Annotated in this window: 16 protein-coding genes; 6 read left to right on the plus strand and 10 right to left on the minus strand. The window is 67.5% G+C overall.

Annotation, left to right across the window (positions count from 1 at the left end; all coding sequences use genetic code 11):
* Window positions 1-7: 7 nt before the first annotated feature.
* The 3 genes from ACWEO2_RS15610 to ACWEO2_RS15620 form a co-directional block, all read right to left on the minus strand.
* Window positions 8-745, minus strand: a complete 738-nt coding sequence (locus ACWEO2_RS15610) for an energy-coupling factor transporter transmembrane component T family protein (protein ID WP_452405883.1) — start codon at window positions 743-745, stop codon at window positions 8-10.
* Window positions 742-2,883 carry an ABC transporter ATP-binding protein gene (locus tag ACWEO2_RS15615; protein ID WP_452405884.1) on the minus strand — a complete coding sequence of 714 codons (2,142 nt, stop codon included), beginning with the start codon at window positions 2,881-2,883 and terminating at the stop codon, window positions 742-744. Before ACWEO2_RS15615 ends, ACWEO2_RS15610 begins: the two co-directional genes overlap by 4 nt.
* Window positions 2,884-2,950: 67 nt before the next feature.
* Window positions 2,951-4,417: a flavin-containing monooxygenase gene (locus ACWEO2_RS15620; RefSeq protein WP_452405885.1), complete on the minus strand. Its 1,467-nt coding sequence runs from the start codon at window positions 4,415-4,417 to the stop codon at window positions 2,951-2,953.
* Between the two features lie 132 nt (window positions 4,418-4,549).
* On the opposite strand from ACWEO2_RS15620, the gene ACWEO2_RS15625 reads away from it, so the two are divergent.
* Window positions 4,550-5,617 carry an AraC family transcriptional regulator gene (locus ACWEO2_RS15625; RefSeq protein WP_452405886.1) on the plus strand — a complete coding sequence of 356 codons (1,068 nt, stop codon included), beginning with the start codon at window positions 4,550-4,552 and terminating at the stop codon, window positions 5,615-5,617.
* 130 nt (window positions 5,618-5,747) lie between these two features.
* Here the strand turns inward: ACWEO2_RS15625 and ACWEO2_RS15630 are convergent, their stop codons facing one another.
* Window positions 5,748-6,527 (minus strand): metallophosphoesterase, encoded by a 780-nt coding sequence (locus tag ACWEO2_RS15630; protein ID WP_452405887.1) that lies wholly within the window; start codon window positions 6,525-6,527, stop codon window positions 5,748-5,750.
* Between the two features lie 180 nt (window positions 6,528-6,707).
* Window positions 6,708-7,145, minus strand: coding sequence for a MarR family winged helix-turn-helix transcriptional regulator (locus ACWEO2_RS15635; protein ID WP_452405888.1), 438 nt, complete (start codon window positions 7,143-7,145; stop codon window positions 6,708-6,710).
* A gap of 143 nt (window positions 7,146-7,288) precedes the next feature.
* Between ACWEO2_RS15635 and ACWEO2_RS15640 the strand changes: the two genes are divergently transcribed.
* Window positions 7,289-7,885, plus strand: a complete 597-nt coding sequence (locus tag ACWEO2_RS15640; protein WP_452405935.1) for a TIGR03086 family metal-binding protein — start codon at window positions 7,289-7,291, stop codon at window positions 7,883-7,885.
* Window positions 7,886-8,469: 584 nt separating this feature from the next.
* On the opposite strand, the gene ACWEO2_RS15645 is transcribed toward ACWEO2_RS15640, so the two are convergent.
* Window positions 8,470-9,240, minus strand: a complete 771-nt coding sequence (locus ACWEO2_RS15645; RefSeq protein ID WP_452405889.1) for an RluA family pseudouridine synthase — start codon at window positions 9,238-9,240, stop codon at window positions 8,470-8,472.
* 474 nt (window positions 9,241-9,714) lie between these two features.
* On the opposite strand from ACWEO2_RS15645, the gene ACWEO2_RS15650 reads away from it, so the two are divergent.
* Window positions 9,715-10,410, plus strand: coding sequence for a hypothetical protein (locus tag ACWEO2_RS15650; RefSeq protein WP_452405936.1), 696 nt, complete (start codon window positions 9,715-9,717; stop codon window positions 10,408-10,410).
* A 119-nt stretch (window positions 10,411-10,529) separates the two neighbouring features.
* Complete coding sequence (gene radA / locus ACWEO2_RS15655; RefSeq protein ID WP_452405890.1) at window positions 10,530-11,936, plus strand: DNA repair protein RadA; 1,407 nt, start codon at window positions 10,530-10,532, stop codon at window positions 11,934-11,936.
* A gap of 114 nt (window positions 11,937-12,050) precedes the next feature.
* Here the strand turns inward: radA and ACWEO2_RS15660 are convergent, their stop codons facing one another.
* Both ACWEO2_RS15660 and ACWEO2_RS15665 read right to left on the minus strand, forming a co-directional pair.
* On the minus strand, window positions 12,051-12,731 hold the full coding sequence (locus ACWEO2_RS15660) for a hypothetical protein (RefSeq protein WP_452405891.1): 681 nt from the start codon (window positions 12,729-12,731) through the stop codon (window positions 12,051-12,053).
* A gap of 120 nt (window positions 12,732-12,851) precedes the next feature.
* On the minus strand, window positions 12,852-13,475 hold the full coding sequence (locus ACWEO2_RS15665) for a carbonic anhydrase (RefSeq protein ID WP_355185938.1): 624 nt from the start codon (window positions 13,473-13,475) through the stop codon (window positions 12,852-12,854).
* A 147-nt stretch (window positions 13,476-13,622) separates the two neighbouring features.
* On the opposite strand from ACWEO2_RS15665, the gene ACWEO2_RS15670 reads away from it, so the two are divergent.
* On the plus strand, window positions 13,623-14,522 hold the full coding sequence (locus tag ACWEO2_RS15670; RefSeq protein WP_452405937.1) for an A/G-specific adenine glycosylase: 900 nt from the start codon (window positions 13,623-13,625) through the stop codon (window positions 14,520-14,522).
* Window positions 14,523-14,731: 209 nt separating this feature from the next.
* On the opposite strand, the gene ACWEO2_RS15675 is transcribed toward ACWEO2_RS15670, so the two are convergent.
* On the minus strand, window positions 14,732-14,950 hold the full coding sequence (locus tag ACWEO2_RS15675; protein ID WP_452405892.1) for a hypothetical protein: 219 nt from the start codon (window positions 14,948-14,950) through the stop codon (window positions 14,732-14,734).
* Window positions 14,951-14,972: 22 nt separating this feature from the next.
* Window positions 14,973-15,719 (minus strand): alpha/beta fold hydrolase, encoded by a 747-nt coding sequence (locus ACWEO2_RS15680; RefSeq protein WP_452405893.1) that lies wholly within the window; start codon window positions 15,717-15,719, stop codon window positions 14,973-14,975.
* 525 nt (window positions 15,720-16,244) lie between these two features.
* Between ACWEO2_RS15680 and mhuD the strand changes: the two genes are divergently transcribed.
* A complete protein-coding gene (mhuD, locus tag ACWEO2_RS15685) occupies window positions 16,245-16,559 on the plus strand; it encodes a mycobilin-forming heme oxygenase MhuD (RefSeq protein ID WP_330250962.1) in 315 nt (104 codons plus the stop codon).
* Window positions 16,560-16,600 lie beyond the last annotated feature (41 nt).

Raw genomic sequence — 16,600 nt, forward strand, 5'->3', positions numbered from 1 at the left:
TCGCCGATCAGGTGAGCGTATCGAGTAGGACCGCGCCGATGCAGACCGCGACGACCATGGTCAGCGCTATCGCATCGTTGCGTCCGGGGGAGTTGGGGCGGGCGGTGAGCTGTCCGGTGCCGCCGCGTGCGGTAATGGCCTCGCCGAGTTCGGTTGCCCGGCGGCTGGATACGGCCATGGCGGCGGTGAGGATATCGACGAGCGGATTATCGGCGGCGCGATAGAGCCCGCGGTCGCGCGGGCGCAACCGTCGTGCCGCCCGCAGCACCCGGATCTCCTCTATCAGCAGCGGCAGTCCGCGCAGCGTGAGCGCGATGACCACGGCGAATTCGTCTACGGGCACCCGGAGTCTGCGCAGTGGAGCACCGAGTCCGGCCAGTGCCGGGGCGATATCGCCCATAGGGGTGGTCCATGCGATCAGGAACGAGGCGGCCAGCAGGACCAGGCCGAAGACCAGGACATTGGTGTAGCGCAGTACGGCCTCGGTCCCGATCGGCACATTCAACAGCGCGCCGACGCCGATCGCCGCCCAGAACCACCACGGTAGCCGCGGCAGCGTGCTCAACGGGAGTTTGGCGAGTGCGCCGATCGCGATCAGGAATACCACCATCAGGCCGAGCACCCACCAGGACGGCAGGAACATCAGCACCAGGCTGATCAGGAACACCCCGATCATTTTGGTTCCGGCCCACAGGCGGTGCACCGGACTGGAAACCGGTACCTCGCGGAACAGGACGGTACTCATCGGTGTCCTCCGTTCCCGAGCCGCCAAGCCGGATCGCCCGGGCGTGGTCGGGGCAGCGCGACGTGGGAATCCAGCTGGTGCGCCGGCATGTTCGCGGCCGCGGCGGCATCGACGACGGGGTCGGTCTCCAGGATGCGCCCGGCTTCCAGGTGGACGGTGCGGTCGCAGATCGCGGCCATATCGCGCACGTCATGCGAGATGACGATCAGGGTGAGGCCGGAATCACGCAGGTGGGCCAGCAGTTCCACGACATCGGCCCGGCCCTCGGGGTCCAATCCGGCCAGCGGCTCGTCGAGCACCACGACCGGCGCGTGACTGGCCACGATGGCCGCGAGCACCACCCGCTTGGCCTGTCCGCCGCTGAGTTCCTCGATGGACCGTGCGGCGAGTGCGCGATCCAGACCCACCGCGTCCAGTGCGCGTCCGACCGCACCGGAACCGGTGGCGCGCCCGCCCCAGTCCGCGATCTCGGCGCCGACGGTCGGCTTCTGCAACTGCAGCCGGGAGTGCTGGAACGCCAATTCGACCCGGCCGATCTGCCTGGCGATCGGCTTGCCATCGACTTCGCAACGGCCGGAACTGGGTTGGATCAACCCGGCCATGATCCAGGCCAGTGTCGACTTGCCGGATCCATTGCCGCCGACCACCAGCAGCGCCTCACCGCGCCGCACGGTCAGGTCGACACCGTGCAAAGCCGGTGCCGCCCAAGGTGTTCCGCGGTTGTAGGTATGGCGGACATCGCGCAGCCGCATAATGGTCTCGCCCATCGGGCGGCGGCGGATCGTGCAGACCGGTTGCGGCCAGGCGGGCAGGTGTTCGACGGTCCGGCCACCGGCCAGATGCACCACCCGATCGGCGGCGGCCGCATCGGCCTCGTGATGGGTTACCAGCACCACCGCCATGCGGTGGCGCTTCGGCAGTTCGGCCAGCAGTGCGACCAGATCGCGGCGACCGTCCGGGTCGATCATCGAGGTGGCCTCGTCGGCAATGAGCAGGACGGGGCGGCGGGCCAGCGCCGCGGCCACCGCGAGTCGCTGCTGCTGGCCGCCGGACAGGGCCGCGGTCTCCCGATCGCCCATGCCGTCCAGGCCGACCTCGCGCAACAGACCGTCGATATCGACCGCGGCGGCGAGTTCGGTGGACAGACCCCAGACCACATCGTCGGCGACCAGTACGCCGAGGGTCTGACTCTCCGGCCGCTGCAGCACCAGCGCGGTGCCGCCGAGGTGGCCGAGGCCGGCGGCGCCGGGGCGGTCCACACTGCCCGTGGTCGGCGGGCGGCCCGCGAGCAGCCGGGTCAGCGTCGACTTCCCGGATCCGTTGTGGCCGACAACGGCGACGAACTCGCCCACGTCGACCGTGAGATCGATTCCGGACAGCGCGTCCACCGACATGCCCGAATAGCGGAATCCGGCATCGCGCAGCCGCACCGGCAGCGGCGCGATGGGCCGGTCGTCGGGTGGTGCGTCGAGCCGATCGTGGCTGGGCAGCCAGGCCAGCCGGTCCAGCACCGAGCCGAGGACGAACCAGGAGAACACCGCCGTCACGATGATGCCCATCAGCACGCCGCCGCCGACCAGGGCCCACCACCAGCGGATCGCGGCGTCGGCGGCATCGGCGATGCCACGTCCGAGCGGCTCCAGCTGTGCCTGCTGTGCCGCGATCCGCTCCAGGCCGTCGGCGGTGCTGCGAATGGTGTTGAACAACAGCGTTCGCGACCTGGACAGCACCAGCAGGGTTCCGACGGCGAAGGCCGCGAACCCGAGTCCGGCGAGCACCGACAACCCGACCACCGCGGACAATCCGCCGCGCCGCCGTTTCACCGTGCCGATGATGCCCCCGATGGTCGCGGAGCTGATGATGCCGAATGCGGGTACCAGGCCCGCCGCGACAAAGCTGACCAATGCGGCCGCACCGGTCGCAGTGATCAGGGCACGGAGCCGATAGCGGTGCGCGATCATGGCCAGTGGCACCGCGGCGACCAGCTGCAGGGCCGCCGCGAACGGGATCAACGCACCGACGGTGACCAGTCCGACGGTGGCGCCACCGAGCACCGCACCGGCGGCGAGCTCGATCGGGCGCAGCGGTCCGCGCTCAATGGCTCGCTCGGTGGGGTTCGCGCCGGGCTGATCACTCACGAAACAAGTCTGCCAGCTTCCTGTGCAGAGTTCGTGTGGTCTTTTTGTGGAGACTATGTGCTTGCGCTCACGCGACCCGCGTCAGTTCGTAATCGTCGGCTCTGAGCTTGCGGACGAGACGACGATAGGCCAGTTGCCGTCCCGGCCAGTTATTGGTGATGCGGCCCGAGCTGGTGCGATACCAGCTGGAGCAGAAGTTCCACGGCGTACGCCCGAGGCGCTGCTGAACCGCGGTATTGAACTGCGCCTCCGCCTCCTGGCGCACCTCGAGCACATGGCCGGGGCGCGCGGCGAGCAGTTGTACGGCCTGACGGATATAGCGGGCCTGCGATTCGATCATGTAGATGATCGAGCCGACGCCGAGATTGGTGTTGGGTCCGTAGACCAGGAACAGATTCGGGAAGTCGGGCACGGTGATGCCGTAGTAGGCGTGCGCGCCGCCCTCCCAGGCATCGGCGAGTTTGCGGCCCGCGCGGCCGTAAATGTGCATGGGCCAGAGGAATTCGGTGCCCTTGAATCCGGTGCCGTAGATGATCACATCCGCCTCGTGCACGGTGCCGTCGGCGGTACGCACGCCGTTGGGCACGATCTCGGTGATCGCGGTGGTCTCGACCCGCACATTCGGCTCGGTCAGGGCCGGGTAGTAGTCATTGGAGAACAGGCCGCGCTTACATCCGATCGGATAGTCGGGGGTGAGTTTGGCGCGCAGTCCCGGATCCGGCACTTGCTCTTCCAGATGTTTGGTCGCGATCCGGCCGACCATCCGGGCGATCCAGGGATATTCGACCAGGCCGAGCGCGACGAATTCGGTGATGGCCCACCAGCCGAAGCGTTCGGCGAGCAGTGCGCCGGGTAGCCGCGCGAAGAGTTTGTGCTGGATCGGGGTGTAATCGGTATCGAATTTGGGCAACACCCAGGCCGGTGTGCGCTGGAAAAGCGTGAGGTGTTCGACCTTCGGCTGGATCTCCGGGATGTATTGAATGGCGCTGGCGCCGGTCCCGATGCAGGCGACGCGTTTGCCGGTCAGTTCGACGCCGTGATCCCATTCGGCGGAGTGGAAGGCCTGGCCGGTGAAGGAATCGATGCCGGGAATATTGGGCATGGCGGGCCGGGACAGCTGGCCGACCGCGGAGATCAGCACGTCGGCGGTGCGGGCGGCGCCGTCCCGGGTGCGCACGGTCCAGCGGCCGGCGGCGTCGTCGAATTCGGCCTCGGTCACCTCGGCACCGAAATGAATGTCCGTGAGCAGCCGGTGGCGCTTGGCGACAGTGCGCAGATAATCGTGGATCGCGGCCTGTCCCGAGTAGCGCTGCGGCCAGTCCGGCTTGGGCTCATAGGAGAACGAGTACAGCGGCGACGGCACATCGCAGGCGGCGCCGGGATAGGTGTTCTCCCGCCAGACCCCGCCGATATCGGTGCTCCGCTCCAGAATGGCGATATTGTCGAAACCATTGCGCCGCAACTCGATTGCCATTCCGATGCCGCCGAAGCCGGCACCGATGACAATGACCGACGGCCGCTCGTCAGCTGTCATGTGACACTCCTCACAATGCGGTATGAATCCACTCTAGGACCGCGCGGCCGAGCATGGCTGGCATATCGGGGCTGGCCCTTTCGAGCGACCTGCACGCAGTCGCCACGGAGCCGATCGAGATTTTCGGCCATAATGTCGGCTGTGGAGCGGGTACAGGATCCGGGCATCCGCGACTGGAACTTTCCGCGCGGCATTGCCAGCGTGGCACTGATGATCGGCTACGCCGGTGAGCACGGCGTGCCCCTCGCGCGCATGCTTGCCGGAACCGGGCTGACCGAGGCGCTGCTGCGCGATCCGGATGCGCAGATCGATGCGCGGACCGAACTGGCGGTGATCCGCAATCTCGTCCGTGAACTCGCCGATACGCCCGCACTCGGTGTCGAAATCGGCCGCCGCTATCGGATCACCACCTTCGGCATCTTCGGCTTCGCCTGTGTCAGCAGCCCGACGCTGGGTGAGGCGATCTCGTTCGCCCTGCGCTATCTGGAGCTGAGCTTCACCTTCTGCCTGCCGGTCGCGGAGTGGGGCGATGGCGAATTCGTCGCCTGGGTGCACGATGAATCCATTCCGGCCGACGTGCGCCAGTTCCTGGTCGAACGCGATGTCACCGCCATGCATCAGGTCATGAGCGACCTGATCGGCAGACAGTTGCCGCTCACCAGGGCCGAATTCCGCTTTCCCGAGCCGACCTACGTCGATCGGATCATGGAGTTCACCCAGGTGCAACCGCGGTTCGGGCGACGGCAGAATCTGTTCGCCATCGATCCGGCTGTGCTGGAACAGCCATTGCCGCAGGCGAATGAGCACACCTGGGCCATGTGCCTGGCCCAATGCCGGGATCTGGTGGACCGCCGCCGCGCCCGTACCGGCATCGCGGCCGAGGTGCGCGAACTGTTGGTGCCCGGCGGTGCCGACGGAATCGCCGCACCGCCCGGAATCGATGCCGTCGCCCGGAATCTCAATATGAGCACCCGCACGCTGCGCCGCCACCTCGACGCGGCGGGCACCAGCTATCGCGCGCTGCTGGATGAGGTCCGCCGCGCACTCGCCGAGGAGATGCTCACCGCCACACCGCTTTCGGTGAGCGATGTGGCCATCCGGCTCGGCTATGCCGAATCCTCCACCTTCATCTACGCCTTCAAACGCTGGACCGGCGCGACACCGGCCGTCTACCGGCGCGAGCGCGTCACGCGGCGCTAGCGCCATCCAAATCGCTGCGCTACTCCCTTCGACCGCTCGCCGAGCGTAGTCACATGGCGGTCGAATACGCCTGGGCGACAACCATTCGACCGCCCCCGGACAGATAGGCGGGAGCTATGTGGACGCGGCGTTAGGTCGGTGGCGCGCTGATCCAGCCGCCCATTGCGACGGTGCGGAAATGTGTTGTCATGCGGTTGTTTTCGTCGATCACGTGCAGGGCGAGGGCCGGATCCGGCGCGTAGTCCATGACGCGGTCGGGCAGTTCGAGCTCCCACTCGCCGCCCAGCACCGATGCGGTGCTCGGTGCGACCAGCAGCGGGCGGCCCGCGAAGGTGGTGACGGCCGCGGAATGCGCGTGTCCGGTGAGCACGCCGACAATGCGTTCGTCGGCGGCGACGACCTCGGCGAATTTCTCCGGATCGGCCAGCGAGATCGTATCGATCACCGGGCTGAACAGGTGGGCGGGCGGATGGTGCAGTGCGAGCAGAATGGGTGCGTCGGCGGGCGCCGCCGCCAGTACGCCGCGCAGCCAGTCGTAGGTCTGCTCGGTCAGTCGGCCGCCGGATTCGCCGGGAATGCTCGAATCCAGCAGGGCCACGGTCAGATTGCCGACCCGGTGCGCGTGGTTGATCGGCGCGGTCGAGGCGGGTTCGCCGAGCAGCGTCTCGCGGAAAGCGGAGCGGTCGTCGTGATTGCCCGGCAGCGCGTAGACCGGGATATCGGCATCGAGCGCCATGCGGGCTTCGGCGTACTGGTCGGATTTGCCGGAATCGGTGATATCACCGGTCACCAGGATGGCATCGGGCCTGCGGCGCAGATCGGCGAGAAAGGCCATCACCCGCTCGGCGCGTTCGGCGTTGCGGGCACCTAGATCGAAATGGGTATCGCTGATCTGGGCCACCAGGATCATCGGCGTTCGCTTTCTCTGGGGTTTCGCTCCATTGCGTCAGAGTGTGCCGACCTCGCGTACGCGGCACCCCATCAGGCTAGATGACCTGCGGGTTCCGCGTCGCCATGAGGCTGACCACCGGTAGAAAGCCGGAGGGTCGGTAGTGGCGGCCCGCACAGCGATACCGGTGGGTTTCGGATGTCAGCCCTGCTGCGCGATGATCGACGCCCACAGCGTTTGCATCGACCGCAGGAAGGCCTTGCGTTCGGCGGCGGGCAGTGGAGACAGTAGCCGGTCCTCCTGCTCCTGGATATCGCGCTGCGCACGATCGCGAGTGGTTCGGCCGGTCGGGGTGAGCGATACCAGCCGCGCGCGCCGATCGGCCGGATCCGGAGCACGTCGGATGAGGTCGCGCTGCTGGAGTTCGTCGAGCACGCCGATGATGCGGGTCTTATCCGCGCGGATCTTCTTGGCCAGTGCGGCCTGGGTGTAGACGGGCTCGTCGCCGAGGCCGAGCAGGACAACATAGCCCCACATAGTCAGTCCGTGTCGCTCGAGTACCGGCAGCTCCGCGGCGGCGAGGGCGCGGCCGAGCGGCACGAGCATCGCGGCGAGATCGGGGCGCTGCACTTCCGGCATGAGTAGAAAATACTGCTTGGCAAGTCATAAGCATGAGCTTACGATAAGCTCGCGCTTACTAATTTGGACATATCGAGAGGACTGAAATGACCACCGATTCCGAAACCAGTGCGGTAGCCACCGAACTGCGCACCCTCAATGAGCTGGGGGCGAAGGTCGATCTCATCGCACTCAATGCGCAGGCTGTGCGCACAAGCATCGATGTTGTTTCCCATGTCACGGCCGCCGATCTGGCCAAGCCGACGCCCTGCGCGGGCTGGACGCTGCACGGGCTGCTGGCGCACATGATCACCCAGCACTACGGTTTCGCGGCCGCCGCACGCGGCGAAGGTGACCTGTCGCTGTGGCGGCTGCGTCCGCTGAGCGAGGACCCGGTCGCGGACTACCGTGCCGCCGCCGAACATGTGCTGGCGTCCTTCGCCGAGGACGGTGTGCTCGAGCGGACCTTCCCGCTACCGGAATTCACCCGGGCCTTCGAATTCTCCGGAGCCGAAGCGGTCAGCTTCCACTTCATCGACTACGTCGTGCACTCCTGGGATGTCGCCCGAACCCTCGGTCGGACAGTGAGTTTCGATGACGACCTGCTCGCCGCCGCATTACCGGTGGCCGAGGTCGTCCCAGGCGGCAATGCTCGGTTGGCGCCCGGCGCCGCGTTCGGCCCGGTGATCGCCTGGTCCGGTGACTCCACCCTAGACGACATCGTCGCCATCCTCGGCCGGTCCCCGAACTGGCCCGCATAGGGCTGTGCGCCCGCGGATCCTGCGGTCGCCCGCGCCGATCAGCCTGCCGCGCACGGAGCCCCGTCCGCCGGTGAACTGCTCCGCGACAACCTGCGCCGCCGCCGACGGGAACTAGCGCTCGGGTGGTCGGGCCTTGTCCATCCGACCAGAACACTGCGCCTGGCGCGCCGCGCGTTGCCGGCCTGGCGGGAGGTGCTCGCCGAATAGCCGGCCTCACGAACCAGCCTCAACCGCCCCGTAGGCCCCGAGCGCCGACTGACCATCGTCCGCGGCCGCCTCGACCCCGTCGAAATCGCCCGGTAATCCGTGCGCGGCGCCGGGAAAGTGTGCCGCGCACGGGATTGCCCGGTATCCGTGCGCGGCGCGGGAAAGTGTGCAGCGCATGGGAATTGCCTGGTCGTTGCGGGTGCGACTGGCGAAGAGGTTTGTAGTACAGGTGAATTGGGCGGTCATTTCGCGCGGCGTGCGGAGGTGCGTGGTGTGTACACCGGAATCGCCCAGTCGCGCCGCGCGGAAGGTTGCAGGTCCAGCGGCATTGCCCGGTGATTTCGTGTGCGGCGCACGAAAAGGTTTGCAGCGCTTGGCTATTCGATGGTGTGCAGCAGGTCGTCGGCGTGCTGGAGGACCGCTTCGGTATCAGGAGCGGGCTGGATCGGCTGCCAGAAGTCGGGATTCGGCGTCGCTCGCACGGTGAGTTCCGGGGGCGTGCGCCACGGTGCGGCCAGGCCGAGCTGCCAGGAGTGCAGGTAGGTCCGGTCGTACCGCCCGGACTTGTCGAACAGTGGGTCGCCGAGGATCGGATGTCCGATCCAGGCCAGGTGCACGCGGATCTGGTGGCGGCGCCCGGTGATCGGGCGCACCGCGAGCAGGGTGTGTTCGTCGGTGCGCAGGACCGTCGCGAACCGGGTGACCGATGGATAGTTCTTGGTGGCCAATAGGTCGGCATCATCGACGAACCAGCGGCCCGCCTGCTCGCGAATGCGCTCGCGGGGCGCGGCGATGCGCACCCGGTTCTTGCGCCCGACACTGAGCGGCAGTTCGATGACGCCACGATCGGGCAGTCCGGTCGACTCGACGATCGCCAGATACGCCTTCTCGGCCGTCTGCTTGTTGAACTGCCTGGTCAGCTGCCCGTGCGCGGACAGCTCCTTGGCCAGCAGCACAAGTCCGGAGGTCACCTTGTCGATCCGGTGCACCGGATACAGCGTTTCCCCGGCCGCGGCCGCCGCCTCGACGATATCGCTGTCGTGCCGCTCACCGGTCACCGAAATCCCGGCGGGCTTGTTCAATGCCAGCACCGCGGCATCCTCGGCAATGACGCAGCTCGCACGCAGTTCGGCCCACTCGAAATCCACCGGACGAGCTTAGGACGTGGTCCAGACACCCATCCCAGCCACCATGGAGCGAGTCTTACGAGCGACCCGTTCGCGGCCCGTCTCGCGTCCGAGTCGTCGAAGCGCATGCGACGCAGTCGCGAGGCCCCGGCCGCCGGCGGCGCACCTCCGACACCGAGCTACCCGCCCTAGGCGACCACAAGGGAGCGAGTCTTACGAGCGACCCGTTCGCGGCCCGTCTCGCGTCCGAGTCGTCGAAGCGCATGCGACGCAGTCGCGAGTCTCGACGGCTCGGACGCGAGACACCAGGGGGCCGCGAACACGCAGCGCCGCAGGCGCTGCAAATTAGACACAGCCCCAACGTCCGCTCGGCAGGGGCTACTACTACGCTGCCTAGTTATTACTCTCCCTAGCGGAGTGAGCCCGGTCGACATGGAGGGACAACCCGTGACTGCCCTGAAAGCTGTGACCGCCTCGACAGGGGCGCGACGTCGCATGGTTTCGGTTGCCGCGCTCGCCGCCGGAGCGGCGCTCGTGCTGTCCGGCTGCGGTGCAGGCCAGATCTCGCAGACCGCGACCCAGGTCGCCGCGGTCAACGGCAACCACGCCGACATCGACCGGATCTCGCTGCGCAATGTGCACATCGTCTTCCCTGCCGCGGGCACCGACTACACCAACGCCAAGGGCGGCAAGGCGATCATCGCGCTGTCGATCATCAATAACGGCGAGACCGTCACCGACGAGCTGACCAGCATCAACACCGACCTCGGCACGGTGAAGATCACCCCGCCCGCGGGTGATCCGGCATTCCGCATCGAGCCACAGCAGACCGTCGTCGCGGCATCGTCCGCGCCGGGCACCGCGGCCAAGTCCGACGAGCACGGTGCGACACCGTCGGCCACCGCTACACCGTCGGCCACCGCGGCGCCGTCCACCACCGCCAAGGCCGATCAGCACGGCGCCGGTCCGGCCGGTGATAAGGCCACCGCCGACGCGGAGAAGAAGCCCGGTCTGATCGAGATCACCGGCCTGACCAGGGATATCACCCCGGGCCTGACCTACCCGGTGACGTTCAACTTCAAGCAGAACGGCACGGTGACGGTCCAGGTCCCGGTCGACGCCGGGCCGCTGGCCGAACGGCACGAGGGCCAGGCCACTGCGAACGAGGGCGAGCACAAGGGCGGACACTGATCCGCCGACCGATCCCACGTACGGCTGTCGCGCAATCGCGCGGCAGCCGTTTTCATATCTGTCGAGCCCGCTTGGCACTGTCGAGCCCGCTTGTCGGAGATGGTACGTAAGGTGCGCCTGTGGCCAAGACCAAGTCGATCTTCCGATGCTCCGCCTGCCGACATGAGGTCGCCAAGTGGGTGGGCAAATGCCCGGATTGCGGTGCCTGGGGCACCGTCGACGAGGTAGCCGGAGCGGCGGCGACCGCGGCATCACCGGTCGGGCGGCGGGCGATGTTGCCGAGCACCGCCGCCGCGCCGATCTCGCATATCGATTCGAAGGTCACCAAGGCCAGGCCGACCGGCGTCGAGGAACTGGACCGGGTGCTCGGCGGGGGCATCGTGCCGGGATCGGTCGTGCTGCTCTCCGGTGAGCCGGGAGTCGGCAAGTCGACGCTGTTGTTGGAGGTCGCGCATCGGTGGGCCACCCAGCGCGATGAGAAGTCGCTGTATGTCACCGCGGAGGAATCGGCGGGCCAGGTCCGATTGCGAGCCGACCGGACCGATGCGGTGCACGAAAGGGTCTATCTGGCAGCGGAATCGGATCTGTCGGTGGTGCTCGGCCATGTGGAGCAGGTGCGTCCGACGCTGCTCGTCGTCGACTCGGTGCAGACCATGCTGGTCCCTGAGGTGGACGGCACCATCGGCGGCGTCACCCAGGTACGCGCGGTGGCTGCCGCACTCACCTCACTGGCCAAGGCGAGCGGCATCGCGGTGCTGCTGGTCGGACATGTCACCAAGGACGGCAATGTCGCTGGCCCGCGCACGCTGGAACATCTGGTGGATGTGGTGCTGCAGTTCGAGGGCGATAAGAATTCCACACTGCGCATGGTGCGCGGCATCAAGAACCGCTTCGGCAGCTCCGATGAGGTCGGCTGTTTCGAACTGCACGACGACGGGATCTCCTGCGTCACGGATCCGTCCGGCCTGTTCCTGCACCACCGCACCGATTCGGTGCCGGGCACGGCGGTGACAGTGGCGATGGACGGTAAGCGGCCATTGGTGGCCGAGGTGCAGGGGCTCACCGTGCACACCGAGATCCCGAATCCACGGCGGGCGGTGAGCGGACTCGACTACAACCGGGTCGCGATGGTACTGGCCGTACTGCAGAGCCGCGGCCGGGTGTTCCTCGGCAAACACGATGTGTACGCCGCGACGGTGGGCGGTATGCGGCTGCTCGAGCCCGCCGCGGATCTGGCCGTCGCCCTTGCCATCGCCAGCGCCGAACGGGATCAGGCGCTGCCCGTCGGCTGGGTCATCCTCGGTGAGGTCGGCCTGGCTGGCGAGGTGCGACGGGTCACCGGACTGGAGCGCAGACTGGCCGAGGCAGAACGACTCGGCTTCACCACCGCCCTGGTACCGCCGGGCCTGGCGCGAACGAAAAATGGCATGAAGGTGCACGAGGTAGCCGACGTCAAATCGGCCATCCGCCTCGCCGGTCTCCGCAAGTCACGCACCACACCCACCGAAACCGCCCCCGACTTCTGAGCCGATAACGGCTGTTGCACAACCTAATTGATCACGCACAGCCGGTAGGTATCACGCACAACCCACACTCTGGCGCGATAACCAGTGGATATGCGGCAGCGCCCTGGGGCGGGGTCAGGCGATGTTGAAGGGTTCGGCGGCACTGCGTAGAGAGCCGAGTTGGGCGACTACGGCGTAGGCGCCCGGGGGGACTTGGACGCGGTCACCGGCGCAGTTGGGTTGGGAGGTGGAGCCGGACCAGGTGACCATGAAGGCGGCCTGCTCGCCGCGGTTCAGGGTGCGGACGTCGGGGGCGCCGTCCGGGTAGCAGTCGGTGCTCGACCAGAGGCGGCGCTGGCCGTCGAGGGTGGTCACCGAGACCTGCTGCAGGCCGGAGCCGACATCGCGGGAGCAGGCCGAGGACGAGATATTGGTGATCACGATGCCGAATACCGGGGTCTCCCCGGTCTTGTAGGTCGGCTGTTCGACGGTCACCTTCACCGCGAGCGACTGGTCCGGGCAGGCGCCAGCGGCGACCGGACTGCTGGCCGGAGCGGCGGCGGTGGTGGTGCCGGAGGGCTTCGCACTGGATTCGCCGGTGGTCGGCGGGGGTGTCGAGGACGCGCCCGCTGGCTTACTCGTCGCCGAGGACGTGCTCGTCGCGCCCGCCTTTGTCGTGCCGGGCGAATCGCCGCCGCGCGTGACCGTCAAGACCAACCAGATGACCAGTGCGAGCGCTACGACCAGGATGCCGATGGCGAACGCGCGGCGTCGCCAATAGATCTCCGGAGGCAGCGGTCCATTCGGTTCCAGCACGAAGTCAACGGTAAGGGCACGATCCGGTACAGCGACTCAGGACCCCGGCGTGTCGGATCGGAAAACCCGAGCGCGGCAGGTAAATTCCGCTCGCACGCTGGACCGCTTCGATCGGCCGTGTCAGGCCATCTCGCCGATATTGCCGATGACCCGCTGCAACTTCACCTGACCCTCGGCCAGTTTGTATGTGACACAAGCGATTGCACACTCACCGGTGGCCACCCGCTGCGAAATGATCATCGACCGCTGCATGAGCAGACGGCTGGTCTCCACCACATGCCTGGCCTCCATCTCGTCGACGGTGGACAGCCCCTCCCGGCGCCCGACCAGAATCGACGGCGTTACCCGCTCGACCACGCTGCGGATGAATCCGCCGGGCACCTCGCCACCGTCCAGCGCGTCGATGGTGGCCTTCACCGCGCCGCAGCTGTCGTGGCCGAGCACCACGATGAGCGGCACATTCAGCACCTGCACCCCGTACTCGATCGAACCGAGCACCGAACTGTCCACCACATGGCCCGCGGTGCGCACGACGAACATATCGCCGAGGCCCTGGTCGAAGATCAGCTCAGCGGCGACGCGGGAGTCACCGCAGCCGAACAGGATGGCTTGCGGGTGCTGGCCACTGACGAGCTTGGCCCGGTCGGCGGCGCCCTGGCTAGGATGCAGCAGCGTGCCGTTCACGAAGCGCTCATTACCCTCGCGAAGGGATTTCCAGGCACTGATCGGGTTGGAATCCGGCATACCGACCATTGTGCACATCGCAGCGGTTACCAGCGAGTTCGGTGCGTTACGGATCGGCAAATATCGACTGTCCGCAGGACAATAGGAACGGTGAGGGCAGTGCTGAAGGGCAGCGCAGCGCACGGGCGTGCAGGCGGGAAACCCAAGATCACGGCGGTAGCCAACCGGGTGGATGCCGACTCGTTGCTGGATTGGTACCGAGCGACCGCGCGGGATCTGCCGTGGCGGCGTGCGGATGTCACCGCCTGGCAGATTCTGATGAGCGAGATCATGTTGCAGCAGACGCCGGTGGTGCGGGTCGAGCCGATCTGGCGGGAGTGGGTGGCGCGCTGGCCGGTCCCCTCCGCGATGGCGGCCTCGTCGCAGGCCGAGGTGCTGCGCGCCTGGGGCAAGCTCGGCTATCCGCGCCGGGCGCTGCGGCTGCACGAATGCGCCAAGGCGCTCGCCGAGGTACACGGCGACGAGGTGCCGACCGATGTCGAGGTGCTGCTCGGTCTGCCCGGCATCGGCGCGTATACGGCGCGGGCGGTGGCCTGCTTCGCCTATGGGCAGCGAGTTCCGGTGGTGGACACCAATGTTCGGCGAGTGGTCGCGCGCGCGGTGCACGGGCGGGCGGAGGCGGGTAATCCGTCCGCGCGCGATCTGCCCGAAACCGAGGCATTGCTGCCGCGCCGAATCGACCATGCCGCAATGTTTTCCGCCGCGCTGATGGAACTGGGCGCCACGGTGTGCACCGCCCGCACGCCCGACTGCGCGCGTTGTCCGCTGCCGGAATGCGCGTGGGTTGCCGCGGGCAGGCCGGTATCCGAGGTGGTTCGCAAGACGCAGAAATACGAGGGCACCGATCGCCAGGCGCGCGGTCGCCTGCTCGACGTACTACGCGACGCCACCGGCCCGGTCGAGCGAATTCGCCTGGACCTGGCCTGGACTCGCGATCCGGGCCAACGCGACCGCGCCTTGGACTCACTGCTGGTAGACGGCCTGATCGAGCAGACGCCCGACGGTTTGTTCGCCCTGGCGGGCGAAGGCGATCCCACACGCGCCTGACCTCGTCGGGCAACCAACGCTCCTGCGACCACCGCCGAACTATCGCCGATGTCGCTGCCTACTCGTCCCGGACCCGTCCAGCGCTGTCGGATCCGCCTTGCCGGCGAGGGCGACCCCACTCGCGCCTGACCTCATCGGACAGCCAGCGCCCGTTTCGACCACCGCGACCACGACGCCGCAGTCGCTCGGGCTCGGCAGCGGCAAGCGGATCAGTGTCCGCCCTTGTGCTCGCCCTCGTTCGCAGTGGCCTGGCCCTCGTGCCGTTCGGCCAGCGGCCCGGCGTCGACCAGGACCTGGACCGTCACGGTGCCGTTCTGCTTGAAGTTGAACGTCACCGGGTAGGTGAGGCCCGGGGTGATATCCCTGGTCAGACCGGTGATCTCGATCAGACTGGGCTTCTTCTCCGCTGAACGGGGACGAATCTCCACGGTTTCCGATGCGCGGGAGTGACTAGGGGGCGAGGACTCTGCGGAGGAACTGCTCGACTTCGGCGCGGTAGCGCTCGGGTTGATCGTCGTGGACCAGATGGCCGGAGTTCGGAACGCGAACGTAGACCGCGTCGGGGTGGACCGCGGCCATCTCCCCCATCTGGCCCTCCGGGGTGATGGTGAATTCGCCTTCGATCAGCAGGACCGGGGCTTTGACCGCGCGCCACTGGGCCCAGAAGTCGCGAGTGCCCCATTCCTCGGAGATATCGCGGAAGGTCGAGACCGAGCCGTGCAGGCGGTAGCCATCCGGGCCGTGCTCGAAGGATTTGAGGAAGTAGCGTCCGGCAACCGGACCGAAATAGTCCAGGACCGCGCGCTCATCCGGAAACGGCTGCGGCCAGGCTTCGATCATGGCGGCCCAGTTCTCGGCGGTGCGGCCGCGGAAATCAGGGGCGATGTCCTCGACGACGAGTGCGCGCACCCGCTCCGGATACTGCGCGGCGAACACCCAGCCGTGCAGCCCGCCCATCGAATGCCCGATCACCACCATCGGTTCGGAGATCTCGGCGGTCGCCGACGCGAGGTCGTCGATGAAGGCCTCGGTGCTCAATTCGGCGGGCGCGGGACGGCCGTGTCCCGCGGCGTCGAAGGTGTAGACGTGGCCGTATGCCCGCAGCCAGTCCAGCTGATCGCGCCAGGTGCGGGCGCTGCCCATCAGTCCGTGCAGCAGCAGGATCGGCACCCCTGCTCCGCCTTCGTCGTGCAACACTGTGTCATTTTGCAGCGCCTTTGACACTGCGTGTGCACGGCCCCCTGATGTCTCGCGTCCGACCAGTCGAGACCTCGGTGCGTGCGCTTCGACGACTGGGCCACGAGACGAGCCGCGAACATATCGCTCGTAAGACCCACTCCGCGGTGGTCACCTGGGCGTGAAGTTCGGCGCTGGATGCATACGTGCCCAGCGGCCGAGGCTCGCGGCTCGGCGCATGCGCTTCGAGGACTCGGCCGCGAGACGAGCCGCGAACCGGGTCACTTGTAAGACTCGCTACATCGGAGTCACCTGAAGGCGGGCAGTTCGGCGCTACATCTACACCTGCCCAGCAGCCGAACCCCGCGCCTGCGCCGCACGCGCTTCGACGACTCGGCCGAGTTCGATGGCCGCTCCTTCCCGGACGCGAGGCGGCGTGAACGGGGTCGCTCGTAAGACTCGCTTCCCCAGTGGCAGAGTCGCGCGTCGACGCGCCAGCGCATGCGCTACGGGGTGGCCGAATGGGGCAGACGTATGGTCGAAGCCATGGCTGTTGTGAAGATCAATGCGATCGAGGTTCCAGAGGGCGCTGGCCCCGAGTTGGAGAAGCGGTTCGCCCATCGCGCGCACGCGGTCGAGGGCTCGCCCGGATTCCTCGGCTTCCAGTTGCTGCGGCCGGTGGCCGGGGAGAACCGGTACTTCGTTGTGACCCAGTGGGATTCGGAGGAGTCGTTCGCGGCATGGCGCGACGGACCCGCGCGGGAGGCGCATGCGGGCGAGCGGCAGAAGCCGGTTTCGACGGGTGCATCGCTGCTCGAGTTCGAGGTCGTGCTGGACGTCGCGGGCAAGTCCGCATCCTGAAATCCGCTGGCCAGCACCGGCGTGCGACGCGCCCCACCGCG

This window comes from Nocardia sp. NPDC004278, from assembly GCF_053602975.1.